26 protein-coding genes and 3 pseudogenes are annotated in these 26,775 nt (G+C 48.2%); 6 read left to right on the top strand and 23 right to left on the bottom strand.

Features of this window, described 5'->3' with window-relative positions; genetic code table 11:
- Positions 1-45: 45 nt before the first annotated feature.
- The 18 genes and pseudogenes from MKX70_RS18590 to MKX70_RS18505 form a co-directional block, all read right to left on the bottom strand.
- The gene (locus MKX70_RS18590; protein ID WP_340840479.1) at positions 46-966 is read right to left on the bottom strand and encodes an ArsR/SmtB family transcription factor; all 921 of its coding nucleotides are present in this window, start codon (positions 964-966) and stop codon (positions 46-48) included.
- Positions 967-1,079: 113 nt separating this feature from the next.
- A complete protein-coding gene (locus MKX70_RS18585) occupies positions 1,080-1,820 on the bottom strand; it encodes an MOSC domain-containing protein (protein WP_156123216.1) in 741 nt (246 codons plus the stop codon).
- Between the two features lie 294 nt (positions 1,821-2,114).
- Positions 2,115-2,270, bottom strand: coding sequence for a hypothetical protein (locus MKX70_RS18580; RefSeq protein ID WP_340840478.1), 156 nt, complete (start codon positions 2,268-2,270; stop codon positions 2,115-2,117).
- Positions 2,271-2,301: 31 nt separating this feature from the next.
- Entirely contained in the window at positions 2,302-2,496 is a 195-nt protein-coding gene (locus tag MKX70_RS18575) for a hypothetical protein (protein WP_340840477.1), read from the bottom strand.
- Between the two features lie 16 nt (positions 2,497-2,512).
- Positions 2,513-2,785: a T6SS immunity protein Tdi1 domain-containing protein gene (locus MKX70_RS18570; RefSeq protein ID WP_340840476.1), complete on the bottom strand. Its 273-nt coding sequence runs from the start codon at positions 2,783-2,785 to the stop codon at positions 2,513-2,515.
- A gap of 95 nt (positions 2,786-2,880) precedes the next feature.
- Positions 2,881-3,060 carry a GAD-like domain-containing protein gene (locus MKX70_RS18565; protein ID WP_340840475.1) on the bottom strand — a complete coding sequence of 60 codons (180 nt, stop codon included), beginning with the start codon at positions 3,058-3,060 and terminating at the stop codon, positions 2,881-2,883.
- A gap of 85 nt (positions 3,061-3,145) precedes the next feature.
- Positions 3,146-3,514, bottom strand: a pseudogene (locus tag MKX70_RS18560) (polymorphic toxin type 15 domain-containing protein); the annotation flags it as partial.
- Positions 3,515-3,646: 132 nt separating this feature from the next.
- The gene (locus tag MKX70_RS18555) at positions 3,647-4,318 is read right to left on the bottom strand and encodes a transposase (protein ID WP_340840474.1); all 672 of its coding nucleotides are present in this window, start codon (positions 4,316-4,318) and stop codon (positions 3,647-3,649) included.
- Between the two features lie 20 nt (positions 4,319-4,338).
- Positions 4,339-4,629 (bottom strand): annotated as a pseudogene (locus tag MKX70_RS18550) (IS110 family transposase); the annotation flags it as partial.
- Between the two features lie 136 nt (positions 4,630-4,765).
- Positions 4,766-5,293: pseudogene (locus tag MKX70_RS18545) on the bottom strand (recombinase family protein); the annotation flags it as partial.
- A gap of 686 nt (positions 5,294-5,979) precedes the next feature.
- Complete coding sequence (locus MKX70_RS18540) at positions 5,980-6,270, bottom strand: hypothetical protein (protein ID WP_042237393.1); 291 nt, start codon at positions 6,268-6,270, stop codon at positions 5,980-5,982.
- Positions 6,271-6,283: 13 nt separating this feature from the next.
- Positions 6,284-10,390, bottom strand: coding sequence for an EndoU domain-containing protein (locus MKX70_RS18535; protein WP_340840473.1), 4,107 nt, complete (start codon positions 10,388-10,390; stop codon positions 6,284-6,286).
- 591 nt (positions 10,391-10,981) lie between these two features.
- Complete coding sequence (locus tag MKX70_RS18530; RefSeq protein ID WP_042237394.1) at positions 10,982-12,928, bottom strand: FtsX-like permease family protein; 1,947 nt, start codon at positions 12,926-12,928, stop codon at positions 10,982-10,984.
- A complete protein-coding gene (locus MKX70_RS18525; RefSeq protein ID WP_042237395.1) occupies positions 12,925-13,680 on the bottom strand; it encodes an ABC transporter ATP-binding protein in 756 nt (251 codons plus the stop codon). The genes MKX70_RS18530 and MKX70_RS18525 overlap by 4 nt, the downstream gene beginning before the upstream one ends.
- 98 nt (positions 13,681-13,778) lie before the next feature.
- A complete protein-coding gene (locus MKX70_RS18520; protein ID WP_340840472.1) occupies positions 13,779-14,783 on the bottom strand; it encodes a sensor histidine kinase in 1,005 nt (334 codons plus the stop codon).
- A complete protein-coding gene (locus MKX70_RS18515) occupies positions 14,780-15,469 on the bottom strand; it encodes a response regulator transcription factor (protein WP_340840471.1) in 690 nt (229 codons plus the stop codon). Before MKX70_RS18515 ends, MKX70_RS18520 begins: the two co-directional genes overlap by 4 nt.
- A gap of 32 nt (positions 15,470-15,501) precedes the next feature.
- Positions 15,502-16,110, bottom strand: a complete 609-nt coding sequence (locus tag MKX70_RS18510; RefSeq protein WP_340785003.1) for a hypothetical protein — start codon at positions 16,108-16,110, stop codon at positions 15,502-15,504.
- A 92-nt stretch (positions 16,111-16,202) separates the two neighbouring features.
- Positions 16,203-17,162 (bottom strand): LacI family DNA-binding transcriptional regulator, encoded by a 960-nt coding sequence (locus MKX70_RS18505; protein ID WP_042242829.1) that lies wholly within the window; start codon positions 17,160-17,162, stop codon positions 16,203-16,205.
- A 184-nt stretch (positions 17,163-17,346) separates the two neighbouring features.
- On the opposite strand from MKX70_RS18505, the gene MKX70_RS18500 reads away from it, so the two are divergent.
- Complete coding sequence (locus tag MKX70_RS18500; protein ID WP_042237398.1) at positions 17,347-17,844, top strand: DUF5677 domain-containing protein; 498 nt, start codon at positions 17,347-17,349, stop codon at positions 17,842-17,844.
- A gap of 59 nt (positions 17,845-17,903) precedes the next feature.
- Here the strand turns inward: MKX70_RS18500 and MKX70_RS18495 are convergent, their stop codons facing one another.
- On the bottom strand, positions 17,904-18,350 hold the full coding sequence (locus MKX70_RS18495; protein WP_340840470.1) for a DUF1801 domain-containing protein: 447 nt from the start codon (positions 18,348-18,350) through the stop codon (positions 17,904-17,906).
- A 176-nt stretch (positions 18,351-18,526) separates the two neighbouring features.
- Entirely contained in the window at positions 18,527-19,267 is a 741-nt protein-coding gene (locus MKX70_RS18490) for an SDR family oxidoreductase (RefSeq protein ID WP_340840469.1), read from the bottom strand.
- A gap of 160 nt (positions 19,268-19,427) precedes the next feature.
- On the opposite strand from MKX70_RS18490, the gene MKX70_RS18485 reads away from it, so the two are divergent.
- Positions 19,428-20,012: a TetR/AcrR family transcriptional regulator gene (locus tag MKX70_RS18485; RefSeq protein ID WP_042138394.1), complete on the top strand. Its 585-nt coding sequence runs from the start codon at positions 19,428-19,430 to the stop codon at positions 20,010-20,012.
- 83 nt (positions 20,013-20,095) lie between these two features.
- On the opposite strand, the gene MKX70_RS18480 is transcribed toward MKX70_RS18485, so the two are convergent.
- On the bottom strand, positions 20,096-20,545 hold the full coding sequence (locus MKX70_RS18480; RefSeq protein WP_042237403.1) for an HIT family protein: 450 nt from the start codon (positions 20,543-20,545) through the stop codon (positions 20,096-20,098).
- Positions 20,546-20,849: 304 nt separating this feature from the next.
- Here MKX70_RS18480 and MKX70_RS18475 point away from each other — a divergent pair, with 304 nt between their 5' ends.
- Complete coding sequence (locus MKX70_RS18475; RefSeq protein ID WP_340784986.1) at positions 20,850-21,728, top strand: stalk domain-containing protein; 879 nt, start codon at positions 20,850-20,852, stop codon at positions 21,726-21,728.
- A gap of 133 nt (positions 21,729-21,861) precedes the next feature.
- Here the strand turns inward: MKX70_RS18475 and MKX70_RS18470 are convergent, their stop codons facing one another.
- A complete protein-coding gene (locus tag MKX70_RS18470) occupies positions 21,862-22,422 on the bottom strand; it encodes a hypothetical protein (RefSeq protein ID WP_340840468.1) in 561 nt (186 codons plus the stop codon).
- A gap of 159 nt (positions 22,423-22,581) precedes the next feature.
- Between MKX70_RS18470 and MKX70_RS18465 the strand changes: the two genes are divergently transcribed.
- Complete coding sequence (locus MKX70_RS18465; protein ID WP_340784982.1) at positions 22,582-23,163, top strand: LysE family translocator; 582 nt, start codon at positions 22,582-22,584, stop codon at positions 23,161-23,163.
- Positions 23,164-23,178: 15 nt separating this feature from the next.
- Positions 23,179-23,952, top strand: a complete 774-nt coding sequence (locus tag MKX70_RS18460; RefSeq protein ID WP_340840467.1) for an AraC family transcriptional regulator — start codon at positions 23,179-23,181, stop codon at positions 23,950-23,952.
- A 179-nt stretch (positions 23,953-24,131) separates the two neighbouring features.
- Here MKX70_RS18460 and MKX70_RS18455 read toward each other — a convergent pair whose 3' ends face one another.
- Positions 24,132-25,397 carry a DUF5050 domain-containing protein gene (locus tag MKX70_RS18455; RefSeq protein ID WP_340840466.1) on the bottom strand — a complete coding sequence of 422 codons (1,266 nt, stop codon included), beginning with the start codon at positions 25,395-25,397 and terminating at the stop codon, positions 24,132-24,134.
- Positions 25,398-25,635: 238 nt separating this feature from the next.
- On the opposite strand from MKX70_RS18455, the gene MKX70_RS18450 reads away from it, so the two are divergent.
- Entirely contained in the window at positions 25,636-26,760 is a 1,125-nt protein-coding gene (locus MKX70_RS18450) for an ArsR/SmtB family transcription factor (protein WP_042237410.1), read from the top strand.
- The last annotated feature ends 15 nt before the right edge of the window (positions 26,761-26,775 follow it).

Below are 26,775 nucleotides of genomic sequence, written 5' to 3'. Positions count from 1 at the left end.
GCAAAAAGAACCTGCGCCTAAGGCATCAGGTTCTTCGCTGGTCCGTCACTTGACGGTATAAAAGATCTTCATCACCAGATCCTGCTCATAATCGCCGAACTTCCGCCCGAACAGATTCATTCCGCCCTTGAAGACCGCATTCTCCTTCACACCCAGCCGCAGATCCACATGGTTCTGCTCTGTAAGCTTCAGCTGGCTCAGATTGACGGCGGATAACTCTTGGTGGTCGATCGTGCTGCGGGTATTGTCTACGCTCCAGGTCTTGAGCGAGCCGAACTGGGTACCCGTATCAATCCACCAGGAAGGATTCAGCTTCCCTCGTCTGCCGCCGAAGTCGCCGGGCGAGGTCCAGGTGCCAACCTCCACATTGTTGATCCACAAGGTAATATCCGAAGGCCAGTCATTCTCATAATTTGGCGCCTCGGAGCAGATCTCCATCGAGAACTGGATCAGGCCGACCGCTGCCCCCTGCGGAATCTCCAGCGGATAGCGGTATTCGAGATACCCCTTACGCAGCCAGAGCAGCTGGGCATGAACACGGTCCGGATGGAAAAAGCCCGCCGGTGAGTCCTCCACAATAATCGGCCCTGCCTCACTGACCATGCCGCAGGTAGGCGCCACTTCACAGGCTGTGAAATTGCCAATCGGCATCTCGATTTCGTAGCAATAGTCTCCTTGGTCCGCCTGTGCGCGGCGATCAGGGACATTAATGATGATCTTGATATCATCATAGATGCGGCTGCAGACCTTCATGGAGCCGCGCGAAGCCGGCAGCAGCTCAGTCTCAATCAGCCCCGCCTGCTCCAGCACCTTCACATTCGAGGCCGCAGTAGACACCGGTATCTCCAGCGCCTCGGCTAATTCCATTACATTCATTCTCCGGCTGTTGAGCAGCTCCAGCATTCTTAGTCTAAGCTCCGTAGACAGCGCATGCGTCACTCTAACCAGTTCATCAGGATGTTCCATGGATAATTCCAGAATATCGATCACCGCTTTGCTGTCATATTAACTTCAACATTCCCCTCAATAAATCAGCCCAAAGCGAAAATTGTTGTATAAAAAGCGTCAACTTAACAAACTCACTCCGCTGCGGACGCTTCCGGCAGCAAAACCACCGGATCACCCAACCGGATCTCCCCGGTCCGGATTACAGAAGCATATACGCCAAAGTTCAGATTAAGCTCCTTATTCACTTGTTTGAGCAGCGAGCTGTCCCGCTCCAGCGTATCAGGGTCCGTCGTAATCATAACACAGCGTTCACAATAGCTGTCCACCTGCAGCTCCGCACCGCCTATCGATAAACGCCGGCCGAGCCACGCCTCTTCCCCGGGCGAATCCTCACTTACTTCCACGACAAAGTTACCCCGGAAACGGCGCTGATCAACCGGCTTGCCCCATAACGCCTCCAGCTTCTTCAGGCTCTTATCGGTCACGAGCAGGATACTGGCCCCGTCCACAGATAACAGCTGCGGGTGTTTAGCCTCCGGGTGAGGGGCTTTGAACTCAGACATCGTAATTGGCGTGGAGGTCAGGCTCTGGATTTCATTCAGCAGATCCGTATCCCAGCCGAAGACTCTGCCGTCAGCCGCCGTCACCCGGATATCCCCGTGGATAAATTGCGCTTGATAACTAAGCATATTGGGGAGCTTTCTGGCTGTAACATACTGCCACCAATCCTTCTTCGTCATATCATAAAAAGCACAATACCGGTCCCCCTGCACCCCGTAAGATTCTATCTGACACGCTTCCAGCTCTTCGCCCGCAAAGGATTTGACCGGATAGCGGTTAATCGCCGTAATTTCACCAACTGTAATGGACACTATGTCTGCACCTCATCTGTCTATAATTTGAAGCTCTGACTATTCTCCGATTCGACAAACACCGGCACATTTCCTGTCATCATGAATAAGTTTATCACATCCGGTGTACCATCAAGAATTAGAACTCGTGTTTGAATAATAAAGTCTATATCGTATAATTTTAATTTTTACTGAATAGTGGTTTTTGTTAGGCCGCTTTCTCTATCCCAAAATACATAAAATATATAAGCATGCTGAAGGTTTTGTTGATCATACTTTTTTTCTAGCTGTCCAACAAATATCATGGGTCTATCATTATTGAATTGCCAATCTGGATTTTGAACCCATAAAGTATTTTTCACTTTCTATACAAGAAAGAGGATCAAAAGAATACTCTTTTCCCAACTGTAATAAGATTTCCATTTTATCCAAAGGTATCTCCGATGTAAAATCATCTACATATTCACTCATTTATGTCGCCTCCAGCTTTATCAATAAAATATTATTTAAACCTAATAAAATCATAATTAATTTTTCTTCCTGGCGGTAAAAGTTCTTCATGATCCCATGGCCATACTTCTCGAAGATTTATCGGCTCATCAAACCCGGGAATCCCACGATTTCCATTGGCATGATGAAGTTCTTTGCTGACAAGCTTCTCATAGATTTCTCCTGTTCCCCTATCCTTTACGATCACTCAATCTCTGCCGTCATTATTCAATTGCTCCCATCAGTTCAGTAATCATTTGAATATGTTCGAAAATCCTTACTTTTTGTAAATACCCTTCTTCTTCCAATCCACCCATGCCCAGTAAAGGAACATAGCCAAAACCATCATCATAAGTAGGTATCCCTAGTTTATCTACAGCTTCTCCATATGGAGTCCAATCCAGATGCCTGCTGCAAAAAGCCTCATCCAACAAATCAGAAAAAAACAAATTAAAACTTGTAGGAATTATTGAAAAGTTTCCTTTTCTGTATTTCACTAATCTTAAATATTTATTTTCCTCAAATGTAATAATATCACACATAGACGTCGTAAATATCGGAATAGAAACTTCACTTCGGAAATACGAGATATTTACAAATCCACAAAATCATCTGGGTCTATTAATTTTAAATAACCATTTTTAATACTACCCTTTCCAAATTTATCCCATATATTCAATAAATCAATTGGTACTTTGCCTCGATATTTTTCTATAGTACTAGCTTGAATTTCGCCATATGGGATAAAGTCACTTGAAAAAATATTGATCATCTACATAACCTCCAATTTACTGTGTTAATTTTACATTTATATATCTAGTCTTCTTCTGGGCTTCGGACATTCCCACAGCAGCCTTTTAAATTTGCTCATCAACAGCATCAATTCTATACTTCCATTGTGCGCCCAATGATGAATTTACTCTTCTGTCACCCATTCCACCAATTGACGAAGCATTTCCTCCTGCTATTTGATCAGGATTGTGAAGAACAGCTTGAGTATCCATCCATTTCGACGCTTCTTTCTCAGCTGCTTCAGAAGTTAGTCCCTTTTCTCTTAATTCTATAACTTTGTCAGTATGCGCTTGTTCTCTAGCGGCTTGTTGAGCTAAATCACCTTCTAATGCTCTGCCTTCGTCTATATATTTTTGTCTATTTTTCAAATAATCGTAAACCGTAAGTTTGTTCATGCCCTGTTCCTGAGCTTTCAGTTGCCTTGTAAATTCAGCAGAATCATGCTTTACATTCTGGTTAAACTTAACTTCAGTTTCAGGAAGCCTTAGAACATCACCCGTCCCCTAAGTTGTAATCTTAAACTGGGGAATAAAGAAGGTGGCAACTGGTCCTTCCAATTACCACCATTATATCAGCTTGCCTGACGCTCTAATAGAGTTGCCGCCCGAACTAAAGCGGACAGGAGCGATTCCGGCAAAACGGGCTAGCTTATCAGCACTAGAGAAGCGGCGAATATCTCCGATTTCAGCAATCAGTTCCGCCGCTGTAACGGTGCTAATACCGTCCATCGAATCCAGTTTGTAATCTGTCTCAGACAGTACCTGACGTAGCTGTGCTTCTGTCTCTTTAATCAGTTCTCTGCTCCCCTTCATGTCCTGTACCATATTTACAACAAGAAAGTCTCTTGATGCTTGGTAGTTTCGCTTTGTTTCTCCGTCTTTCTTCACCAGTTCCAAGATTTCCTCTGCTTTACGGGTAGAACAGGTGTTATGGCTTGCTTTGCGGAGGTATGCCGCTAGTTCCTCCGCCCCCACCGATTCCAAGTGATACGGAGCAGGGTACTTTTCCCAAAAGGCAAGAGCGGCTTTCCCGTCAATATCACAGAAGAATTTCTTGTAAGATGGATAGTGATAGCTTAACTGCTGATGAAGTTGGTTCTTGACCGTAGCGGCATGTTTGACAATAGCGTTCCGCCTTGCCACCAGTTGCCCGATTGTCCAATACATATCCTGCGGATTCGCATCAGGCAGTTCATCAAGCCTGGAAGCGACACTTTGGCGATGCAGTACGCATCCCAACTATCGCTCTTTTGGGTCGTAGCGTAGCTTTTACGTTCATTGTAGGATAGAGCGGAGTTAACTTCCTTGACGATTTGTTTCTTCTCAACAAGGTGAACGGCTAACGCTCTGCCATTGCCGCCCGTATCCTCTAATCCATAGACAGGGGTCATTCCTTTTGGCGTATGCTTCTTGACGAACTTCATCAACTCGTCAAAGGCAGATGGCTTATTCTCGATTTGGATTTCGCCAAGCCGTTTATTCCAACAGTCGATGATAACTGCTGTATGGTGGGCTTTATGCAGGTCTAAACCAACGAAAACATGACGCATTTTTTAGTGCATAAAAGAAATCACCCCTGTGTACGGATTGTTAGTTGTCGTGATGGGTAAAGAATGGGGGCAACCTCAGTTCAAGCGTTAACCTTTCGGTTCGCAACGGGATGCAAGCCTCACCACTCAATACTTGTCACAGTATGGCTTCATGCAAGCCATCAGCTTCTATATTTCCATAGCGGTATGTGCCGTTATAAAAATCACGTTTGTCCAAGATTCTTTTGATTTGCACTTTCGTAAACAGTCTGCCTTGTTGCGTAGTAAAGCCTTCTTCATTCATCGCTTCTGCAATTTGGGTCAATGACCATGCCGGATGTTCTTCCTTTAGCTGAAATACTCTGCGGACGGTTATTGCTTGCTTCTCGTCCATTTGGATGTACTTCTGACCTTTCTTTGCCTTGTAGCCGAAGGTGGCTCTCCCTCCGGCATAGCCCCCCTGCTCCGCCTTCTTATACCGCCCCCTGCCTAGCTTGAGGGCGATTTCGAGCCGTTGATACTGGTCAAGCAGTTCCATTAATCCGTTAATTAAGAAGTCGTTCGGGTCTTTCTTGTAAATACTATAGGTTGGCTGTTCAATGCTCCGAACGTCCACCCCATGCTTCTTAAACTCACGATGTACCAACACTTTCACAATGTCAGACCGCCACAAACGGCTTGTGTTGGTTTTCGGAGCAAAGACTAACTTGTAGGAGATATGCAGGAAGTGTTCTCCCGTATTGATTCTGATACGGTATTAAATCCTCTTTTCCCCACCGTCATCCTGACCCCGTAATAGTGACAGATGCGTTTATGGAACTCATTGAAGAAGTCCCAATATACGACTGTAAAGTCAATGACAATACGGTCGATGGATAAAGCGCCCCCTTTCATGTGCCGCCCCCTCCCGAATTTTTTCATGAATTTCGGGCTTAATTAGAGGGCAGGTGGCTAGCCTTTAACACATGACCTTCCCGTTGTTAAATGTTCAGTTAAGTCCTGACAATATAGTTGTCGGGGTATCCTATGAATTAGTTGCGATGCTCTCGACACTATATCCATCGGGGTATCTATTCGCAAAGTTGCGATTGATTTGAAAAAACCGCAAGAAAACGAAGATAACAAAAAACAGGTCAATCATGGTGGTATCTGACCATAATCAACCTAATAGATGTAACGGAATAGCGTTACTTAGGGTATAAAATTCAAGCCTTTGCGTGCGTACAACCGGAATGACAAAATCTTTACACGGGTATCACATGGGTTATATGTGTTATTCATTTAATGGTAGGTTCATTCGTCACCCACCCCCTTCAAAAGAAGAAACCTTGAAAGGCATGAAGCCAATCAAGGTTCTGTATGTTAGCATCGTCATTTATGGGAGTATGCGCTCCCCCACTTAATAAATTTGTCCCAAAAGTTTTCGTCAAATACCGACTCTTTATCTAATCCAAATGACACCGCCAGTTTCTTCCACTGCTCGAAATTAAAGTTGGTCGGGTACTTATCAGTCGAGTAGAATTCTATTACCAATCCTTCAAACGACATTTCGTACTCTCCATGTTCAAGGTAGTGCAGAACACCTTCTAAATCATCTGAAGAAAGTACGCTCTCCGACATTTTAATAAGTTCAATTAAGCTATTTTCCAGTTCTTCATGCATAGAAACACCTCACTTACTTGGATGGGTTTGCAGGGACATTAGTAGGGTATGCTGTCGATATTTGACCTGCATATTTATGATTGTTTGGATAAAAATCAACACGAATTTCAATGCCATCACGCACACCAATGGCATAAGGAGAGTCATACTTACCAACGCCTCTTATTGCATTAGGGTCAGAAGCCACGTCAGAAACCTGATGCAAAATTCTATCATCACTCCAACTAGCAGGGAACTCTGTTTTCTCAGGCTTTCCTGCTCCTGCTCTATGTCGATTAAGAATATGGTCTTTTCTGTGACCAGTTAAATCAACATAGTTATCAATTTTTGTTAGAGAATTACCCGTCCCCTCAGCCCCACCCTCTTTTTGCTCCAAATACTGTTCAACCTCACTGATCACAGGCGCGATAGTTTCAAGATCTGAATTCACTAGTTTTTCTCGTGGTGTTGCTTCTATCTTGGTATTGTGTTCTTTTAATTGCTTGATTCGCTCGTGAATTTTAGAATCTTTATTTCCAACTTTAACCTTGTCTAAATTCCCTATCCGTGTCGTAAATCCCTCTATAATTTTGGGTACGGGTCGTTTATTCTCACTAGCCATCATCACTACATGCCCGCTGCCGCGCTTCTCGACCCAGAGCTGGTGGCTTTCCTGGCCGATTTTGAACTTGACCAGCAGACCGGCAATGGCGTTCTTGAGCTTGCTGGCACCAGCCGCCGCAAGATCAACCCCTGACTTCAAAAGCTGCTTGCCGAGGGCTAACAGGCGGGTATGCACGCCTCCCTTGACGGTGCCGAGGAAGTCACCGGTGGTCTCTTTTTTGGCAGCGCCCGCTTTTCCGCCGGCTTTGGGTTCTTCTTTTTTGCCTGAGCTGTTTTTGCCTGAGCTGTCTTTGCCTGCACCGCCGGTGATCCCGGACAGATTGGCCATCAGCTTCGTGCCGTTGCCGAATACCTGATTGGTCTGCGACTGGGCTTCATCCACAAGCCCCGTTGCTCCTTCCGTGGCTTCGTCGATCAATCCGCCTACCTTTTCCACAGGCTCCTGAAGCGGCTGCAGCAGGCCCTGGACCGGGCTGGACGCGGCAATTTTGTTAATCAGCTTGTCTGCGAACGGAATATGCTGGCGGATCAGGTCAACCAGTGATTGGCCCGACACGGCTTCCATCCCTTTGAATACGGCCTTAATCAGTGCTGACGGCGGATTGGTGATGATAAAATTCAGTACCATATCGACACCTTTGTTAGCCAAGACTGACATCAGCTGGGCCGGTTTTCCGAGCAGCTGGACCTTTGCTTTAATGCCGCCTGCGGCCTCGGTTACCTTCTCACGAATTCCCTTGAACAAGCCTCCAGCCGCTTCCTTCAGCTTGCCCGCCCCCTCACTCAGAGCCTCGGCAGGGTTCTTCATTACCTCCAGACCCTGAACCATACCGGCATACACCATGCTGAACGGGTTGAACCACGACTTGCCCGAGATGTTGATCACCGGCAGTGCCTTGTTAATCGCGCCGGCAACCTTGCCGACTGTCTTTTGCAGAATTTCGAACACGCCCTGAAGAAGCTGCAGCACCTTCATCAGCCCTTTTTCCTGGCTTCCGCCTTTCGGGGCCTTGCCCCCATCCTTGTCCTTCTCCTTGTCATCTCCCTCGGCCGTCTGCAAAGGCTGAAGTTCACCGAACAGCCCCTTGACCAGAAAGCCGCCCAATCCCGCCGGATTCAGGAACTGCTTCAGATTCTGCACTTTGAAATTCCGCAGGGTGTTGACCACAGTCATGACTGTGTTTGCCTGACGCAGAAGCTTAGGGAGGGTCGAGGTCAGCCAAGTGACAATTTGCACCAGAACGCTGCCTCCACCCGTAGCAAAAGCGGCGGCAATCTCCGCAGCAATCTGGGCAACCTCCAGAGCCTTGCCGAAATTTATTTTGAACTCACCGCTTAGGAATTTCCCGATTCCCGAGAAGATGCCGTTATACAGCGACTGGACACCAGCGAACAGCTTATCCACCGTTTTCCCCATGAAATCCAGGGCGGCGCTGACCCCCTTCTTCAAGCCGCTTGCGGCAGTATTGACGGCTTGAACCGCCTTGTTCACCGCACGGTCGATCCAGCCGTTGATCTTCTTGGCAATGCCCGGAAAACGGGCGAATATTGTATTGGCAATTCCCTTCAGCACGTTCCCGAAGCCTTTAATGGCGCTGACAATCAGCTTCCGGCCTGCTTCAATCAGCCCTACAACCGCTTGCCTCACTTTATCGAAAATGGTTTTGACGGCCTTGCGCAGCTGGGTGAAGAGGAAGTTCATGCCTTTTTGGATAGCCTCGCCGAGCTGCTTGCCCTTTTCCTTGATCCATTCCCAGGGGTTTTTGGCTTTTTTCTTTTGTTCGCCCTCAGCCTCGCCTTGCTTTTGCTTCTCCTCTGCCTGGGTCTTCGTGTTCTTGTATTCCTGCCGGGATTCGGTTTCGGCATCAGACAGCTTGCGCTTGACCTCGCCTTCCTTCTCCTCCCTGATCCCGGTAATTTCCTTATTCTTCTCTGCAGCGGCTGCCCCTGCTTCGCGGTCGTACTCCCCGCTGGTGGTCTTGATCTCTTCCTGCCACTGGGTCCGATACCCCGAGACCTCCGCCTTGGCCGCAGTCTGCTCGTTTCGCTGCTTCTCGGATGCTTCGGTTTTCAGCCGTTCCACTTCTGCCTTCGTATCGCTTTGGGCAGTAGTGAGTCCACTGTCAAACGGTTCTTTGCCTTTCTGATACTCCGCCTGACTATTCTGCATGTAGGCCTGGAGCGGGCCCTCCAGATGAGGGTTGAGGTAGCCGGCAACATCGGGCGGGATTACACCGTTGGATTTCACCTGAAAAGCTGGCGGCGCCACGGAGCGGATAGCATGCCCAGACCGGAGAATGCCAGGGTCCGGCTTAGGCTGAATCCGGTCCTCCCCGAAATCCTGCCGGGTCTGCTCCAGCTCAGAAGCCTGTACAGTCTGCATATGCTGCTTGGCCTCTGCCTGAAAGCTCTCTACCTGAGAAGGATCGGCTTCACCTGTCAGGCCAATCTCCGGCGGATTCGCTGCATACCTGCTTGCTTCCTCCATCATCCGGTCCGGATCAGCTTCCTCTGAGATTTGGGGAAAGCTGTTCATCTCCGCTGACGCATTGCCGCCTTGCTTGCCGCTCTGAAAAGCAGGCAGCTCGAAAGCAGGCACCGGATCTGCCCCTGTCCGCTTCGAAGGATCGGCAGCTTTGCCGGGCGCGATGCCGGTGGGAGTCGGAATGGCAGGAAGCACCTTCTCAGCCTGCTGTCTTTGCTGCCCCAGTGCCTCACCGGAGACACCCACCGCCTGGGTGTAAGCCTGAGTAATTTCTGCCGGAGCAATGCTGCCGAGCTGCTGGATCACGCTGCCCGGATTATCACCTTTAATATGTACAACCGGAGCTTTGGCAGGTGCTTTGGCAGGTGCTTTTGAGGCTTGCACCGGTTGACCGGCAGTCATCGGACTTGTTGCAGCGGATCTCTGTCCGGGTGCAGCTGGTATGGCTGCGGACTTCTTGTCCGTCTTCGCTTCCGTTTTGCCTTCCGGCTTCGCACCGGACCTCACTTTCGCCTGAGGTTTCGATTCAACTTCTTGCTGGGCATTTACGGCAGGCTCCGCTTTTCTTTCCGATTTCGCTTCGGCTTTAACTATCGCAGGCTTCTCCTCTGACTCCCGCTGCTGCCCGGCTTCAAGCTGAGAGGTTTTTCTGGTGGCATGGATAGCCCGGGCCGGAGCCGGTTTTTCTGCAAGCGGCAATGGCTTGCCTTCAGCAGCTCTTTTGAGGCCTAGTGTGTTTCGGTTGTTTGTTTCAGCTTTCGGGCGGGGCTCTGCCTTCCCCTTGTTCCGGTTACCTTGGTCAAGCAGCATAAGAGCACTCCGCAGGCCAATGGCACTAGTGAGCATCGTGAACTCACCGGAGGTCACTGTTTCAGGGGCTGTTAACAGACGGTTGGTTAGCTGTTTGAGCTCAAGGGGCGTTCGCAGCTGCGGCTTCAATGCCGCTTTGTCAGCTAGTGGGACTTGTGCAGAACTCTTTCTCGTCCCGGCCTGCGGCTCTGCCGGCTTGTGTACAGCAATCTTGCTAGGCATTGAGGGTCACTCCCTGAATATTCCGTATACAAGTAATGGCAATTTCAGGGGTTGAATTACAGCCTTTTGGGTGAATTAATTTATTACTAGTACAGCATCAGAACTAAAGAAGTGAATTCATTCAACCCTGCAGCAAATGATGGACTGAGTTCCAAGTGGAATTTCAGTAATAGTTGTAAACTGTACAATTAAAAATAGCGAAAAGGTAGGCTTGCGTCTTTTAACTGTATTCTATACAACTAAATTTGCCCAAATGGGTGAGAACCAAGGCCGAATCGTAGGTTGGGAATCTTATCTTTTAGTTGTACAACGTGCACTTAAGCATACGGCGTATCCCGTAATCGGGTTACTGCAAACCCTCAGCAAGCGATTTACCAAAGTGGTTTTCACTAGTTTAAATCTGATGCTGTACTAGGTAAGCACAAAGACAAGACTGGGCATAAAAGTGTGGGCTGTCAGCGTTTCTTTCTATTATTCCACGCAAAAAAGAGCAGGCTATTTTTTACATAACCTGCTCTTTTTCTTAAATATTGGCCCTCTGCCTTAACTTAATGACAGTGCCTTCTAGCTATCCCTTTGTATTCTATGTCTTTATAATGATTCCCGGATCACGCGCTTGTAATACAGCACGGACAGCAGGCCGAAGATTGAATACAGCACGGTATAGACCGCCATAACCACAAACATCGGAGTAAGCATTTCCGTACCGAACAGGAACCAGCCCGACTTTACCGCGAAGTAGCTGTGGCAGAGACCGACAACCAGCGGAATGCCGAAATTGAACAGCTGCTTGAACTGGATGCCGCGCAGCAGATCTCCCTGAGTGAAGCCCAGCTTGCGCAGAATGGTATATCCGTCCTTCTCCTCCTCGCCTTCATCCATCTGCTTGAAATAGAGAATACAGCCGGAGGTGATCAGGAAGGTCAAACCGAGGAACCCGACAATGAACATAATTAAGCCCATGCTGGTCCGTTGGTTGAGCTCAAATTCATATTGCGAGAAGCTCGGAAATTCCGGCTTCTGGTCCAGATAGATCTCATGGGCCTGTTTGGCCTGTGATTGATCGGTCAGATTAATCCCGTAATATAAATCGCTGTCCGATGTTTTCCTCTGAGCTTTCGGATCTTTATGCTTAACCAGTTCAGTAAAGACCGTATCATCGACCACAACCACTCCCATTAGCCCGGCGCCATAATAATAAGGAAGGACAGATTTGTCAGATAAACCGGTGAGCTGCTGCGTGATGGTGCTGTCTTTGGTAATAAACCCGATTTCACCACTGTCTTTAAAGGTTACCATGCTTTTGAGCGTATTGTTGTAACCCGTCATCAGTACCTCACCCGGGTGCAAATCCATTCCCTTCAAGCTGCTGTCACTGATTACGGTAGCAGTGATGTTCGTTAATGCGTCTTCCTTAAAATTATATCTCTCAATAATATCCTCAACATTTAGAAAGACTGCGATGTTAGGAATCTCCAGCACTTCATAACCTATCTTCTCCTTATCCAGTGCCTGAAGGAACTTAGCCTCAGCCTCCTGCCGGATAAAGCCGAAATCATGCGGCGAGCTTTCCCTTGCTGAGGTTTCCACCGAATAATAAGAAATGTAGCTCAGTGACAACAGGCCGATCGCGAGTGCGGACACCGTCGTAATAATGGTAAGCAGCAGGGCATTTGACTTCATGCGGAACATAATCGATGAGAGTGACAGCACCTCATTGATTGACAGGTAACCTTTCTTGCTCTTACGGATCATATTAAAAATAAAGCTTACCGAACCTTTATAGAATAGATAAGTACCGATGATGACCAGTGCCAGGATCACGATCATCGCGATCATAAGCTCAGTCATATCTGTATATTTCCCGCCAAACAGCTGGCTGGAAATATAATATCCACCGCCGATGCAGGCAATGCCGAGCAGTCCCATAACAATTTCCCACAGCGGCATTTTACGGATACGCTGCTGGGTCGTGGATGTCGCCTTGAAGAGGGACAGGATACTTTGCGCTTTGATGAAGGTGTAGTTCATGATCATAATCAGCACATACACGGCGGCAAACACCAGAATCGTCCGCTCCAGCGCCTCCGGGGAGAACCGCAGCTTGGCTAGATTCTGGATGGCTAGAATTTTAAACAGAATCATCAGAACCAGCCGGGACATGATGAACCCTGCACCAATACCGATAAACATGGACCCGAAATACAGAATCAGATTCTCCGCACTCAGCAGCGTGAAGATCTTCCCCTTCGTCAGCCCAATCAGCTGGAACAGCCCGATCTCCTTACTGCGCCGCTTGATGAAAATCGTATTCGCATAGAGCAGGAAAATGGCGACAATAGCAATCAGCAGGACAGAAGAGGCTCCGATAGCTGCACCGCCTTTGATCGAAGCACCAACCTCGTCCATTGCCGGATCAAATTGCAGCGTTACGAACGAGAAATATAGAGCAACACTGAAAATAAGCGCGAAGACGTACAGATAATAGTTTTTAATATTCTTCTTCAAATTGCGCAGGATGATGTAATTCAGGCTCACTCGGCAGCACCGCCAAGCACCCCTTGAGTATTGATAATATCGTTGAAGAAGGACTGCCGTGATTCATCGCCTTTATTCAGCTGGGTGTAAATTTGCCCGTCACGGATGAACACCACCCGGGTGCAATAGCTTGCGGCAGCCGCATCATGCGTGACCATCACTATAGTGGCCTCACGTTTACTGTTCATAGCAGAGAGCTTGTTCAGCAGGTCGGAAGCTGATTTGGAATCCAGTGCGCCCGTAGGCTCATCGGCAAAAATAATACTAGGATCATGCACAAACGCCCGCGCTGCCGACGTACGCTGCTTCTGCCCGCCGGAGATTTCCGCCGGATATTTGTCCTTCAGCTCATAGATTCCCAGCTCGCCGGACACCTGCTCGAATTTCTGATGCGCCTCTTTCTTGGACATGCCTGTGATGGAGAGCGGCAGCATCACATTCTCCTTCACGGTCAGCGTATCCAGCAGATTGTAGTCCTGAAAAATAAACCCGAGATGAGATTTGCGGAACTCCGCCAGCTGCTTCTCCTTCATTCCCGTGAACATCTTGCCCTCAATCTCAATGGTCCCCTGGCTCACCCGGTCGATGGAGGACAGGACATTCAGCAGTGTCGTTTTGCCGGAACCGGAAGGACCCATGATCCCCACGAACTCACCTTTATTTACCTGAAGATCGATTCCCTTTAATACTTCCTGCTTATTAAATTTGTTGCCATAGGTTTTATGGATTTTGTTAGCCTGCATGATAATCATCTGTAACCCACTCCTTTTCTATAGATCTATCATAAGCGGGCTGATGCTCCTTTTCCTGCGCTTCGCCGAACAATGTGAAGAAGCATGTGACATTATTGTCACATGCCAGTCACTCTCTGAAAGTCGTTCTCCCGGGGGAAAGTCAGCGTAAATATACTCCCTTCCCCGGGTACGGATGCTGCATGAATGCTAATCAGCAGCGGCTCCGCCACCTGCCGGGTCAGATAGAGGCCCATACCGGTGGCTGCGCTATCCTGACGCTCGCGCGATGACGTGAAGCCTTTGTCATAAATCCGCGGCAGATCCCTGGGATCAATGCCCTGGCCGCTGTCTTCGATGGTAAGCACGATATGACCGTCCGTTTCACCGCTCCTGATCAGGATATCCGAGGCTGCGCTGTATTTCACCGCATTCGTCAGCAGCTGTCTGAGCATGAAGACCAGCCATTTACCGTCGGTCAGCACGTCTTCCACCTCAAGGTCTACATCAAATCCGATTCCTTTGGAGATACACCATGATTTCAGCGCCCGGATCTCCTGATTCAGAATCGGCTCCAGTCTTACATTCTCAATGAACAGATCATTGCGCATGAAAGGAATCCGTTTCTGATGAAGCTGCTGGTCGAGCAGATGATGAATCCGCAGCCATTCGTACATCAGCTGTCTTTGCAGGGTTTCATCCGGCAGCCGCTCAATCATCAGCTGCATGGCAGTGAGTGGTGTTTTGACCTCATGAATCCAGGACAGCAGCTCATCCTTCTCAGACTCCAGCAGGTGGTAATTGACGGAGGATTCCCGCTTGTACCTGTCAGTCTGGGCGATAACCGCCTCATGGACGATCCACTCCAGCGGACTGCCGGGCTCCATCACAGCATGAAGGTCATAGATCTGATCCCAGGCTTCCAGGCTTCTGTAGAACCTCGTCTCCTTGGAATACCGCAGAAATACGAAGCCCAGACAGAGCAGTGTATTCAGCAGCACAATGTACAGCACTGGCAGCAGGGGAATGGCAGAATCAACATAGGCCACGAAAATAATGATCAGCTGCAAGGCGGCAAGCAGCAGCAGCCAGCTCCGCTTCTCGGTTATGTATTTCCTTATCATTCTGCCGCCTCTTCGGTCGCCATATACCCTTGCCCGACCTTGGTCTCAATGAATGAATCCAGTCCCAGCGGTTCGAGCTTTTTGCGCAGCCGGTTTACATTTACGGTCAGGGTATTGTCACTCACGAAATGCTCATTGTCCCATAAGCTCTTAATCATCTCTTCGCGGTCCACAATCTGATCTTTGCGTTCGATGAGTATTTTCAGGATCAGCATCTCGTTCTTGGTCAGAAGAGCCGCTCCCTGGCTGTTAGTTACCGTATTCTTCACGAATTCAATCGCCGCCCCGCGCCAGGTCTTTAGCTCTGTACGTTCGGAGTTATAATTGTAGACCCGGCGGAGTGTGGCCTGGATTTTGGCAATCAGCACTTCGAAGTGAAACGGCTTCTGAATGAAGTCATCCGCTCCCAGCTGCATGGACATCACCATATCACTCGGATGATCGCGGGAGGAGAGGAAGATAATCGGCACGTTGGAGTGAGACCGCAGAATCCGGCACCAGTGGAATCCGTCGAACTGCGGCAGCTGAATATCAATCACCACCAGATCCGGCTTCACCTCCGTAAATTCCTGCAGGACCTTGCCGAAATTCGTGATTCCGTATACCTCATACGACCACTGGGACAGTCTTTCCTTAATCTCCCCGAACAGGGTGATGTCGTCTTCAATCAGCATAATTTTAAACAATAGAGACTCTCCTTCTGTAATAATGCTATTCATTAATCCAATTGGAAACTGATTAGCTGATTCGGCAAAACACTTTTGATAACCTCAGAGTTACTGGAGTACAGCGCCGTCATATACTTGTCGAAGGTTAACGTGCTGTCATTCGTCAATAAAGTAACTGTTGTGTCTCTTGAAGGATTTCCGGATTTGCCCCTCAAGGTTAATAAATAAGAAAAGGGTGCTGGTTCACCGCTCTCATTAGCACTCTCAAATATACAATATTTGCCACCTTGAAAGAATAAGTCAGAATAAGAAGAAGAAATGCCCTCTTCATTGTCATAAAAAGCGGCCAGCCGAATCCCGTTATCCAAACCTTGCGCAGACGCTTTAACAAACCGGTCCCATACTGCCCCGCCTGCAACCACCTCTAAATTGTGCTTAACCACATAACCGCGGGCTGCGGCATCCATCATTGTATAATCTCCGGGCAGTCCTGTGAACCCTGTATAGAAACCTCTCATATCCAGCATCTGGGCAACTGTATGACCGGCAGTTTCACCCGCAGCATTATTAACGGTATTCCCCTCATTCTTGCAGCCTGCCAGCAAACCCGCAGCACATATGACCGCCAGCACACTTGTCATCATCTTAAGTCTCTTCATCCCCATTACTCCCCGCTGGAAATTGTAATTATTGGATAATTATACTTCACATTGATGAATTGACAAAGGCTTGGGCAAGTTGTAGCCTTCACTCATACGGTCTGCCGCTCAATCATGTTCAATTGAATCTCTTCATGGGCCTGGCCCCCGTCCACCGCCTGCAGCAAAGCCCTCCGGCCGATCTCCACCAGCGGTATCTCGAAGGTCGTGATGTGCATCATTCTGGCGATCGGCTGATTGTCGAACCCTACAATGGCAAGCTGACCCGGCACCTCTATCCCATTCTCCCGGCAAAAGGACAGAATTCCCGCCGCCACCTGATCACTGGTAACCAGCAGGGCAGTTGGAGGGTCGTCCATCTTCAGAATCCGCTGCATAATCCATTCCCCGTCTTCCAGCTGTACACAATCATAGAACATATAGTCATGGTTATAGGCTTCATTCCGGTTCATATAGAAGTCCCGGTAGGCCGCCTCTCTTAAATTGCTGTTAGGACTGGACTGTCTGGCCAGGCAATAGCCGACCTTGTCATGGCCTTTGCCCCTCAAATAGGTAAGCGCACGGGTGAAGCTCTGATAATGATCCATAAATATGGATGACACATGATGTCCCCTGCCATCCTCCAGCACAATAATAGGCCCGTACTGCGTATACTCGTCAACAATCTCCCAGCTGCAGGTCCGCGAACAGATAATCAGCGCATCAATTTGTTTCAGCTTCAGCATCATCAGTGCATCCAGCTCCCGCTCCACTTCATAGTTGGACTGAATCAGCACCAGCTTATAATTATCCTTGATAGCCTCATCCGCTATTCCTTCAACGACCATCCCGAAATACGGCCGCGTGATATAGGGAACGACCACCCCAATCAGGTTCGTCCTGCCCCTGCTTAGATGGACTGCATTAATATTACGTTCATAATCAGCCGTCTCCATGGCCTGCAGAACGGCTTCCCTCTTCGCCTTGCTTACATAAGGATGACCGTTAAGAACACGGGATACCGTTGTGACCGAGACTCCGGCCAGCTTCGCAATATCTTTGATATTCGCCATAATTCCACCTTCCCATGCTTGCTGCATACAGCCTGTACTCCTCTTAATTTTACCTCAAACCGCCGGAATGCGTTACATTCAGACCACAAATAAAGCATTTGACATGGAAGGCGTTTCATAAATTACAGTGGTTCTGTAATAAGGCTTAATCCGGGCTAAGTATTGTAAAAGAGGTGAGTAGAAGATGTACAACGAGGATGACGGAGCTGATCCAAAGAATCACCACCGGGAATTATGGAATACATATGAGGCTCTGGCTGGATTCATGGGTGCGCAGCTGATCGGGCACCCTTTTCCGCAGACTATGGGGTCTCTTGTTTCGCTTGAGCTGATGACCAAATTCCATACGTCATTGCTGGCAGAACGCCTGCTGCTGAACTCAGGTTTCTGCCATGAGGCTTATTGCATACTGCGCCTGATGCTCGAATATACGATTACCTTGAAATTCATTCTGCTCCAGCCCGATGAAAGGGCTGTGCGCTATTTGGATGACACCGCCGCAGCTTCCCGGCCGTTTGATTTCGACATTCCGCTGATGGCAGACGAAACCAATATGCAGGAGTGGCTACCTGTCATTGAACACCCTCTTTCCGGCTGCTCCAGCCCGCTAGAAGCCGGTGATGTGCTGGCGAAATCCTGTGAGCTGACAGCCCTGATGCTGGAAACCTGCCGGAATAGATAAGATAAAAAAAGATTGTCGATGTTCACATTTCCCTCTGTATGTCCGTACAAGAAGTGTAGTCAGCTTTGAACAGTCTCTTTCATCCATCTGGCGACTAGTGCAGGCAATTCCGCCCGCTTGAACTCCAAATCCGTACTATCCGTAATCTTCACAACGGCCCTATCTCCCGTGATCCACTCCAGCAGTCCGGAAGTATCCGTGAACAAGGGTACCGTTGTAGCCTCCTCCTTCACCTTCGCACCGGTATGGAAGATCAGCCGGAAGAAGCCTTTCCCCTGCAAGTTCATGGTTACACGGTCTTGCTGGTTGTAGCAGAAACTCGGCGCGTTCCACTTTATCTGCTCCGTGATGTCTTCATCCGCACTCAGGATTATCTTCCGCACTTCTTCGATCTCATCTTTAAGCGGATGCTCCAGCTCCTTCAGAAATAGGGATACCTGTTCCGGTCCGGTCAGTTTCACGGTCTTGCTGCGCCCAGCTGCGGGTACTTTAGAGCTTGAGGCCATGGTTAGACTCACCCTTTCATAATGGTTACCCTGAAACAATTCGCTTCACACCCAATAATTCCTTTATAGAACTCACCCTGTAAATATAGCAAAAAGCAGCGCCTCCCGCTAACAGGAGCTGCGCTGCTTGTATCATTCCCCCACGGGCCGGCTCTACTGATTGTCTCAGCGCAGCCTTAAGGCAGGATCGTCGGTCTGATCACAATCTCATTCACACTCGTATCCCCAGGTTCATTAATCGCATATACGATCGCTCTGGCAATACTGTAAGGAGATATTGCCATGCTATTCATCTGGCCCGCAATTGCCCGGATTTCCGGACTGCTGATCGTGTGGGTCAGCTCTGTATCCGTCATCCCCGGCGAGATAATGGTCGAGCGGATATGTGAGGCAGGGGATTCTTCCTGCCTTAATCCCTCGGAGATGGCGCGGACGGCATATTTGGTGGCGCTGTATACCGCTGATGACGGACTTACGCTATAACCTGCTACTGAGGACAGGTTGATGATATGCCCCGACTGCTGCTCCCTCATAATCGGCAGAACGGCTGCGATGCCATACAGTACGCCTTTGATATTGACATCGATCATCTGATCCCATTCATGTACCTTCAGCTCCTGCAGCATGGATGCGGGCATTACCCCGGCATTATTCACCAGTACATCGATCCGTCCGTATTGCTGCAGGGCGAACCTTGCCAGCTTCTCCAGCTCCTCCGCAGAAGTTACATCGGTCTGCAGATAAACGGCATTACCGCCTTCCTGCACAATTTCACTGACGATGGTCTGCAGGCGCTCGGTTCTTCTGGCTGCCAAGACGAGCTTTGCGCCGGTTTGAGCCAGCAGCCGGGCTGCAGCTTCGCCTATACCGCTTGAAGCTCCCGTAATGATGATTACTTTGGATGGTTTATTTTCCACGTGTGACCTCTCCTTTATTCAACTTGTGTTGATTATCTGACTGGTGTTGATTATTATTATATAGAGATGAGATGGCAATTCAATCGCTAATGTAAGCGGAAATGTCCTATATGCAACATGCGCAGGCCATGTGTTCATTAACTGAAGGAGGTTCATCATCATGGGTACCGGAATCAAGACAGACAGACGGATTCTGAGAACAAGAGAAGCGATTAACAGAGCTTTTCTGGAGCTTTTTGGGGAGAAGGAGCTGGAACAAATCACGATTAACGATATCGCGGAACGGGCAAATGTAAACCGGGGGACCGTCTATCTGCACTACACCGACAAATATGATCTGCTCAACAGATGCATCGAGGATCACCTGGGCAGAATGTTCCTATCCTGCAATATGACCCGCACTCCGGACGGAGATGTTGGACTCATCAGCGAAATGAAGCCGGTATTTCTCTATTTCGAACAGAACTTCCTGTTCTTCTCCGCTATGCTTGCCAACCAGAGAACCACAATCTTCCGTGAACGCCTGCTGGAGATTGTCTCGGCGAATGTAATTCATAAGCTGGAGATGGAGAAGTCTGTTCCTGAAGGAATGGATAAGCAGCTCATTGCCCATTTCATGGCCTCGGCCTTCGTGGGCACTGTAGAGTGGTGGATTCAGAACCGGATGCCGCATGCTCCGGAAGAGATGGCGCAGCAGGTGCGGAGCTTGTTTGAGGGTAATACAATGTATAGGGGACATCAATAATCCCGCACCCCTTCCACTTAGGAAAGATGCGGGATTCGCAGCCGGGGATCAGGGCTTCCGGGTTAACCACTAGGTACGCTGAATTAGATTAACTTATTGAGTTCGGTTAATAATGCCTGCTTCAATTCGGCCAGTCTCTCCTCACTGGGTCTGCAGCTGTCTGAATACATCGTTTCTCTGGGTGTCAACCAGACGGGATGTGCCGGATTCGGTTCTGTCAGCTGTCTCGGGAAAATATGCCAGTGCATATGCGAATCGCCGTTTCCCAGCAGCTCATAATTTAATTTGTACGGCTTGAATGCCTTATACACCGCTTCTGCTGCGATGCTCATTTCGACCAGAAATTTCTGTTTGTAGCCGCTGTCCAGTTCATGCAGCTCGCGTTTATGTTCCTTACCCAAAAATAAAGTGTAGCCTTCGAAATATTGATGGTCTCCAAGTACCACATACCCTGTCTCGAGCTCGGCTACAAAGTACTTATTCGTGCCATCTTTGATCATATTAATGCGGCTGCAAATCAAACATTCTTCCATATTGTGAAACCTCCCATAAGATAAGTAACAGTCCATTATCACCACTTATATAAGCTGAACTTAAAAATGATGGCCAGCCGATAGACAAACCTCTTTCGGAGCAGGGCATGGTCCATGCAACAAGTCAGATTCTTAAGTTGACTCTGTATAGCAATAATTATTTATGAAATCCCCTAAATAATAACATTACAGATGTCGATAATACTAAAGCAATATAAATTCCTTAGAAAGGAAAATAAATATATTATTGAGATTTTAATACATAGGACAAATATCATATAGTGAGTAGGAGGAATTATTTAGTATGAATATTACAAAAAAAGTATTTATCTCTTCCATTTTGGCTACCGGGTTGTTATGCGGGGCTGTAGGGGTTTACGCTGCAGACGGGGTTTCGTTAGTACAAGCTTACCTTAATAGTACTATTAAGTTTACTGTGAATGGCGTTTCGTGGACTCCTAAAGATGCAAATGGAAATAAACTCTCCCCTCTAGTATACAATGGTTCAACCTACCTTCCTGCCAAGGCAGTCGGTGAAGCAATGAATGCATCCGTTCTTTGGAATGCAGGTACTAAAACCGTCGCCATTACAACTACTGGAAGTGCCAACGCCGGAGAACCTTATAATGATTCATCATCAGCTACGACTACACCAGTCACCAATGTACCAGTAACAACTGCTCCAGCAGCTACCGCCCCTGCCTCTCAGTCAAGCAGCCTTCCAAGTGGACTGCTCACCCTGCCTTATAATCATGATCTCACTGCAGTAGGCGAAAACAACAAATCTGTAGCATTAGCTTTTATCCAAGCTTACGGAAATGCCTTAACTTCCGGATCCAACTCAAGCTATAATGCTTTAATCGATAAATATGTGATTGACGATTTAAATGACTACGACATGGGCTACAAAAAAACATCGAAGGACAATGCAGCTAAATCGATCTCCGGGGTAGTAAAATTGAATGAAAGTGCAGTTATTACGAAATATGCGGGCATTTTAAAGAGTGCCACACTTAGTGATGTGAAATTAGACACAACCTGGTCTGAAAAATATTCAACCTCTACTACATTGTGCTACAAAGTAGAATTACCCGGTTTCTTCATATCTTCATTCAGTGTCTTTTTTGAATTTGATATGGATAAAGAAACGAACACTTATTATCTTGTAGCAGTCAATATCTAACTTCCAAATGAATAGAAGGTGTGCGGGCCCATGATGGCTTGCACACCTTTTTTGGATATACCCAAAAGAAATAGAGCTTCTCAAAAGTTTGGAGGATGATGCCGCACCAAATGAATGTCTAAATAGCTCGCTCTTATTCGCTGACAACGATGAACTGGCGATTCTTCCATTCGAAATCCGGCTCCGCCTGGAACACGGAGAGGCTGATCTGCCGGTTAAGCTCCTTGCGGGGCAGCTGCCCGAATCGTCCTGTATCATCTGCAAAGCAGGAATACAGCTCGAATTGCTCACCAGGAAGCAGGTTATCCTGCAGATAACGGAATAACTCCGCAACGCATTTCCTGCCTGTTACAGAAGCACCGGGATAGGGCTCAGCCACTACGGGGAACATTTGGAAGCCTCCCCCTTCAGGATTCACCTGATAGACCAGAGGTTTCTTGAACAGATGCGACGATTCCTCCTGTGTCAGCGGGCCGTATACATACAGACCGGCAGCATCCTCCGCCGTCTCAAAGACCTCAATCATTTTCCCTTCCAGCGTACCTCTCTCCCTCATACCCTTCACTGGATATTTGTCCAGAGCAGCAGGATCATTCTGCATCAAATAATCCTTGAGCTTCATCATGGTCCCCCGCTGTCCGAAGGAGCCGGTAGGAAGCTCACGGTCAGCGGCAATATAATAAAATAAAGTCATCTGTGTTCTCCCCCTTTAACGCAAGCCGCCAAGTTTGCACTGACTAGTATACAGGAGCTCCGGATTACAATGCCTCCCACGCGGGAAGCTGCAATAATGTACTATAGCCATTTCCCTGCCGGGTGTATATTCATGTGACTACTTCACCTGGAGGCCATCATGAATATCGTTTCTTTCATCATCTATTGTATTGTGGTAACCTTCACACCCGGCCCTACCAATATTGTGATTCTATCTTCCGTGCAGCATCACGGGGCCAAAAAAACAATGGGATACGTCGGCGGAGCCACTCTGGCGTTTGGACTGCTGCTTGCCGCCTCCACCCTGCTGAACCGCATGCTTGCGAACATCATCCCGCATATTCTCGGCGTCATGCAGATCATCGGCAGCTTGTACATGCTCTACCTGGCTTACCAGGTCTACAGGATGGGCCGTACCGAGGACAATTCCCGCCACTCCTCCGGCTTCGTCTCCGGGCTGCTGATGCAATTCGCCAATCCGAAGGTGCTGCTGTTCACGCTGACCGTTATCCCGGGTTATGTTATGCCTTATTATAGTTCACCCGCAGCAGCCTTCATCTTCGTTCTGGTAATTACTGTGATCGGTTTTCTGGCATTCACTACCTGGGTCGTATTCGGCTCCATATTCAAGAGCTTTCTGCAGCGGCATCAGCGGGTGATGAATAGTATCATGGCACTTTTTCTAGTATACTCTGCTGTAATGGTATCCGGAATTTTATAGAGGGCGGTGATTAAGGTGGAACAATTCAATTATAGAAAGTCTGCAGAGATTCTCGCCTTATCGGCCAGCATGACGGATTTCACTTACAAAAAGCATTGTCACGAAGAATATGCCCTGGGCGTAACACTGCGCGGTATCCAGCAATATCATCTGGCTGGCAGCCTGCACTCCTCCCATCCGGGCGGTGTCATGTTGTTTAACCCCGAACAGTACCACGACGGCAATTCCTATGATAGAGCAGGTATTGATTATGTCATGCTCTATATTAAGCCGGCCAAGTTTGCAGAGATTCTGGGCAAGCAGGAGCTGCGGTTCACCTCGCCTATCGTCTATGACAGGGAACTGGCAAAATCCGTCTATTCCTTGAACCAAGCGGTCCAGAACGGCGCTGACAACGCACTTTGCAGTGAATTGCTGCTTCAGCTGGCCCATCTGGCCGCCCATACCGAAATCGAAGCCGCCATGCGGACCGATAATGCCTTTGTTCAACAAGCCAAGGAAATGATGTACTACAGCCTCGGCCAAGTGCTTAAGCTTGATCACATCTCACAGGAGTTAGGCCTGTCCAAATATCAGTTCATCCGCGAGTTCAAATCACATACAGGCATCTCGCCTTACCAATTCTTCCTGAACTGCAAGGTTGAACATGCCAGACAATCGATCGAGAAGAACAAGGATATCTATTCCGCAGTAGCCGAATACGGCTTCACAGACCTGACTCACCTGAACCGGCATTTCAAAAGTGTCTTCGGCCTTACAGCCTATGAATACATGTCACAGCTGGCTTAATCCATATTCTTCTGCGCCAGCATAGCTCTGTACCTTTATCTACTTCTTATGCTGCGGAATCCACTCTATTACTCTGGTGCCAGCACCTTATCCACCAGACGGTCCTGCTCAAGGCTCAGAAACCGCCCGTAATGCGGGTAACGTTGGCCCTCATGCCTTGTCTCGAATCATCCCTCCCTCTATTCGATGTCAACTTCTACGAAACGGTTGGTTGTTGCATTCATATAATACAGCTTGTTATCCACGATATGGATATATAAGGTCTTGTCATCGCCCTGCTTCTCGCTGGTATAATCGCTAAGATTGAGCCGGAACAGCTTCTTGCTGTACTCGGAGTAATTGCTGAAGTACAAATAGTTTCCGCTAAGATTCATCTCTCTGCCATTCAAAGCGGAAATTTGGGTTAATCCGGTTCCATCTATATTCATCGTATATAAATGCTCTTTGAAATTGAGGTACATAATATCGTCTTTCATCACTATATTAGTGATGTATCCGCCATCCAGCAGCTTCTTCTTGCGGCTGCCGTCAAGGTCCATAACAAACAGCTTGCTGAAGTCAATCGTATAGTAGATCTTGCCGCCATACACCGCCAGGCTGGATACCCCGTACTGTTCAAGCACCGTTCTGGAGCTGCCGTCGGTCTTCATCCGGTAGAGCGGCTTATTCATCGACGAGTTCCCCTGCGTGAAGTAGATCCAGTCATCAACAACCGACACGAGGTTCTTCCCGACGGCAAAATCTCGAATCATCGTCCGCGCCGACCCGTCCGTATTCATGCTGAACAGCTTGTTGTTGTCGCCCGTATAATACAGCTTTCCGCCTACAAGATTAATATAAGCCGCAAATTCGTCATCGCTAAGCTTCTGAAGTTCAGTACCGTCCTTCTTCTGTTTATAGAGTCTCCCCGAGTCTAGCGGATTATTGAAATAGACCCATTCATTGTCGGCCGCATACAAGCCCCAATTGTTCAGATTGCCTATCGAATTCCCCATTACACCAGGACCTGCGGGTTGTACGGATTCTTCCTGTGTGATCGCGACCTGCCCGTCTGCATAAGTAACCGAGGCTTCAAAAACCTCAGAAAGCACCCGGAGCGGCACCAGCATCCTTCCATTCACCAGCCTCGGAGCAGCTGCCAGTGTGAAGGGCTGCTGGTTCTTGTAGGCTGCGGTAGACCCCGCCGTTATACTCAGTGTAATGGTTCCTTTGGAAATTAGGATTGCTTTATTATTCCCCGGAACAATCATCCCGCCCAGTTCATCCGCCACGAAGCGGAGGGGAACATATACCGTACCTTGATCATTCACAGGCTGTACATCGAAATTCACCAGCTTACCATTGACTGTAACTGTAACCGCCGGCTGATCCGCCGGAGCTGCGAAGCTTGTTGCCATACCCGTTAAGCTAAAGAGCAGCGGGGCAATAATGATCCATTTCCTCAAGGAGAACACCTCTCAGTTATTTATTTCTGAACGGACAGCTCCTATGTATTCTACACCTCCGTTCATCATTCTTCCACAATATCAATAAATCTCCATCCGGTAGATTAGCGTCCGCACACACAATATTCACTTTACAATTTCTAGCATATGGTTTATTTTAACATTAAGTCGTCATTAAATGTTGTGATATTCAACCCAATATTTAATATCAAATTTAAATGCTGAACTGGAGGACCTTATGAAGGATACTTTGCAGGAGACCTTACTGAAGAATATCCGTTTTGAGTACAACGAAGCTGTCGAGCTTGTGGTTTCCATGGCAATGCTTGCATGTGAAGACCAGGTGGCGGAGTTGGCCAAGGATTACAAAATCGAAACCGATGAGCTGCTGGGAACCTACTTCGATGATGCACGCAGATTATTGTCACCTCACTTCACCCGTGAGCTGATGTTTTTCTTCCGGTATGACTTCTTTCATAATGCCCTGGATTTCCCCTTATTCGAATCGGTCTTCACTCACCGGGAAACGCTGACTGCAGAGGAGTTGATCAACCGGCTGGAGAACAGCTCTGCGGAGCATATCGTTTCAGAGATGGTCTACGGCGTCTACAACGATAATATGGAGGCATTATTGAAAGGCAACGATTGGGAGATTGTTAAAAAGGATCTTGCGGCGCTTACAGAATTGGTGTCCAATACAAAACCCCAGCCGGAGGTTGCAGAAGCTCATGCGCCGCTGCTTGAATGTCTTGCTCATCCTGAGGAGACCAAGCTGCGGTATCTGCAGCTTTTGCGTCAATTCAACCAGGATGTATTTGTTCACTGGAAAGAACGGATCCGCGAGCTTTCCGAGCAGGCCTCCCGCAAGTATGAGGCCCAGTTCCTCAGCAATCCGGAGGTTTTCATTCGTGAAGTCCACAAGAATGAGCCTTCACTGTTCGACATCCCGACCACTTTCCATGTCAGCTTTGTCTCTCAGGTCAACAACAGCTTCTTACAGTTCCATACGGATGCCGGACAGGTCGGCTGGGTCATTTTCGGCGTACATAATGACCGGGTATATGGACCTGCAGCAGACAGGGAGAAAACTGAATTATTCCTCAAAACCTTCTCGGATAAACGGCGGCTGGACTTCCTGATGTTATTGAAGCAGCGTCCACACTATGGCCAGGAAATTGCCGAAGCCCTCGGTATTACACCTGCTGCTGTGAAATATCATTCCAATTTCCTGTTCTTCCTGGATTTGCTGGACATCCAGCGGATGGATCACCGGCTGTATTATGTACTTAGAACCGATACTTTGCGCAGTCTGCTGGCCTTGACGGCTAAAGTTATGCTGGACAAAGACCATTTCATAAATTGATAGCTCGGGAGGGGT

The sequence above is a fragment of the Paenibacillus sp. FSL R7-0312 genome (genome assembly GCF_038004445.1).
Taxonomy (GTDB): domain Bacteria; phylum Bacillota; class Bacilli; order Paenibacillales; family Paenibacillaceae; genus Paenibacillus_AQ.
This window is presented reverse-complemented; position numbering and strand designations above follow the sequence as displayed.

Excerpts from the sequence above, each read along its gene's own strand:
- MKX70_RS18590 (WP_340840479.1), bottom strand. The coding sequence starts at position 966 with ATGGAACATCCTGATGAACTGGTTAGAGTGACGCATGCGCTGTCTACG.
- MKX70_RS18580 (WP_340840478.1), bottom strand. The coding sequence starts at position 2,270 with ATGAGTGAATATGTAGATGATTTTACATCGGAGATACCTTTGGATAAA.
- MKX70_RS18565 (WP_340840475.1), bottom strand. The coding sequence starts at position 3,060 with ATGATCAATATTTTTTCAAGTGACTTTATCCCATATGGCGAAATTCAA.
- MKX70_RS18540 (WP_042237393.1), bottom strand. The coding sequence starts at position 6,270 with ATGCATGAAGAACTGGAAAATAGCTTAATTGAACTTATTAAAATGTCG.
- MKX70_RS18535 (WP_340840473.1), bottom strand. The coding sequence starts at position 10,390 with ATGCCTAGCAAGATTGCTGTACACAAGCCGGCAGAGCCGCAGGCCGGG.
- MKX70_RS18525 (WP_042237395.1), bottom strand. The coding sequence starts at position 13,680 with ATGATTATCATGCAGGCTAACAAAATCCATAAAACCTATGGCAACAAA.
- MKX70_RS18520 (WP_340840472.1), bottom strand. The coding sequence starts at position 14,783 with ATGATAAGGAAATACATAACCGAGAAGCGGAGCTGGCTGCTGCTGCTT.
- MKX70_RS18510 (WP_340785003.1), bottom strand. The coding sequence starts at position 16,110 with ATGAAGAGACTTAAGATGATGACAAGTGTGCTGGCGGTCATATGTGCT.
- MKX70_RS18505 (WP_042242829.1), bottom strand. The coding sequence starts at position 17,162 with ATGGCGAATATCAAAGATATTGCGAAGCTGGCCGGAGTCTCGGTCACA.
- MKX70_RS18500 (WP_042237398.1), top strand. The coding sequence starts at position 17,347 with ATGTACAACGAGGATGACGGAGCTGATCCAAAGAATCACCACCGGGAA.
- MKX70_RS18495 (WP_340840470.1), bottom strand. The coding sequence starts at position 18,350 with ATGGCCTCAAGCTCTAAAGTACCCGCAGCTGGGCGCAGCAAGACCGTG.
- MKX70_RS18485 (WP_042138394.1), top strand. The coding sequence starts at position 19,428 with ATGGGTACCGGAATCAAGACAGACAGACGGATTCTGAGAACAAGAGAA.
- MKX70_RS18480 (WP_042237403.1), bottom strand. The coding sequence starts at position 20,545 with ATGGAAGAATGTTTGATTTGCAGCCGCATTAATATGATCAAAGATGGC.
- MKX70_RS18475 (WP_340784986.1), top strand. The coding sequence starts at position 20,850 with ATGAATATTACAAAAAAAGTATTTATCTCTTCCATTTTGGCTACCGGG.
- MKX70_RS18470 (WP_340840468.1), bottom strand. The coding sequence starts at position 22,422 with ATGACTTTATTTTATTATATTGCCGCTGACCGTGAGCTTCCTACCGGC.
- MKX70_RS18465 (WP_340784982.1), top strand. The coding sequence starts at position 22,582 with ATGAATATCGTTTCTTTCATCATCTATTGTATTGTGGTAACCTTCACA.
- MKX70_RS18450 (WP_042237410.1), top strand. The coding sequence starts at position 25,636 with ATGAAGGATACTTTGCAGGAGACCTTACTGAAGAATATCCGTTTTGAG.